Genomic DNA, 1,590 nt, shown 5'->3' with positions numbered 1-1,590 from the left:
GCTTCGTATAAATTTTGCAGAAACTGCTGATTTGAACTCATAATTGTTCACCATCCAATACGAATGTCATTAAAACAAGAAAACAGCCCAACTATTTACTATACGGAAAATCAACAGAAAGTGCATCAAGATTGATGTTTTTGCTGAATCTCGCAACTTAGCTCGGTTTTAACAGTAGTGCTACCTATCGGCAAGCCCTTTTTTCTGATGGGGTTTAGACTCGACGGGAACCCTTACGGATTCGGCAGTTCCTCTACTTGGAAAAACCCCTTTCTGCGGACTGCTTCACTGCTTTGCTCCCGACACCCTGCTCTTGTTCAGTCAGTTCAGGTACTTCAACAGGAGTTACCGGTTACCGTGACAGCCTTAGAATCATGATTTCATCATCCCCAGCAATTGCAATATCTCCTTAACAGCCGCTTTCTCTTGCTCCATTTGCTGAACACGATTCAGTAACCGCTTGGGAATGTACTTCGACGATTTGACCAAGCGATCGCCCTCACTCCAAAGTTCGTAGTGATAGTATGCCTGTTGGTAATCTCTGGATCACAGACCCTACTGCTTTTGCTGATGATTTTGTACCACTAGTTGTCAGAGAAAAAATTAAGTGGAATCGCTGGGTTTTACCTTGGCACAGTGGAGAGCGAAAGCTGAATAACTTGTACCAGAACTCCAACCCGATAGTCGTGGACTTCTTGGCACAGGAATTAGCCACTAAATCGAAACGCTCGGCACAACTCGAAATTACTCATGCGATCGCAGTAATCAACACCTGGGAGAAAACCAAAGGGGGATGGGCGAACCTCATGCAGGGTTATCAGCAAGCATTGCAAACACACAAACAGCCCATTACTAGCACGCAAATTATCGCTTCAACTCAGACCCCGGACAATACCACCGCTACCACGCTTGAATATGCGTTGGCACAAGACCATAAGCGCCGTCAGCAAGAGCTTTCAAAACCGATTCCATCTAATGAGTATCAACATCAATACCTTAGCCAAAACAAGAGTATGAAGAGGTAGGGCGCTTCGTAGTAGAGTTATTGTCTCTCACAACGACAACTCAAAAACTACAAGCCACCCATGCCAGACATCTTATCACTGTTACAATGCTTGCTACCGCAGATAAACGCTACAACAATGCGGCAATTGAACCAGATCATCCTGGCTATGTTAGCAATGAGCGGGCGAGCCACCATGCCCTTGAATCTCGCGTTGGACAGGCACTGGTGGTAGTTATCGGACGATATTGAGATTCTTTCATACTGTAATCCCTTGGACAACGGTGACCAATGCTGCTAACTTAGCATTCTTTATGGTCAACTTATCCCATCATTTTCTATCTGGTTTTCGTCTCCTTAATCCCGATTCCGGCATTATTGATCTTAAGGCTCACTACCGTGGTTTTCGATATGTTCATGAAATTTTAAAAATGCTTCCGGAAATGCCTGAGCCTATTTTCAGTAAATCGCAAAGTTTTCCCAAGGAGCGATCGCTAACTTTGACCTGCGTAGATTGGAGTAACAAAAGCTACCATTAATATAATTAAAATTTATATAAAATAGAAAGCGGTAAAAAAATGAAATTA

1 protein-coding gene and 1 pseudogene are annotated in these 1,590 nt (G+C 43.5%); both read left to right on the top strand.

The annotated features are described in order from the left end of the window. The first annotated feature begins 524 nt into the window (after positions 1-524). Positions 525-1,025 (top strand): hypothetical protein, encoded by a 501-nt coding sequence (locus H6G96_RS40675; RefSeq protein WP_190920324.1) that lies wholly within the window; start codon positions 525-527, stop codon positions 1,023-1,025. Positions 1,026-1,085: 60 nt separating this feature from the next. Continuing rightward, a pseudogene (locus tag H6G96_RS40670) lies at positions 1,086-1,290 on the top strand (transposase); the annotation flags it as partial. Between the last annotated feature and the right edge of the window lie 300 nt (positions 1,291-1,590).

The sequence above is a fragment of the Nostoc sp. FACHB-892 genome (genome assembly GCF_014698795.1).
Taxonomy (GTDB): domain Bacteria; phylum Cyanobacteriota; class Cyanobacteriia; order Cyanobacteriales; family Nostocaceae; genus Nostoc.
The sequence above is the reverse complement of the archived record's forward strand: the minus strand, read 5'-3'. Positions and strand labels throughout refer to the sequence as shown.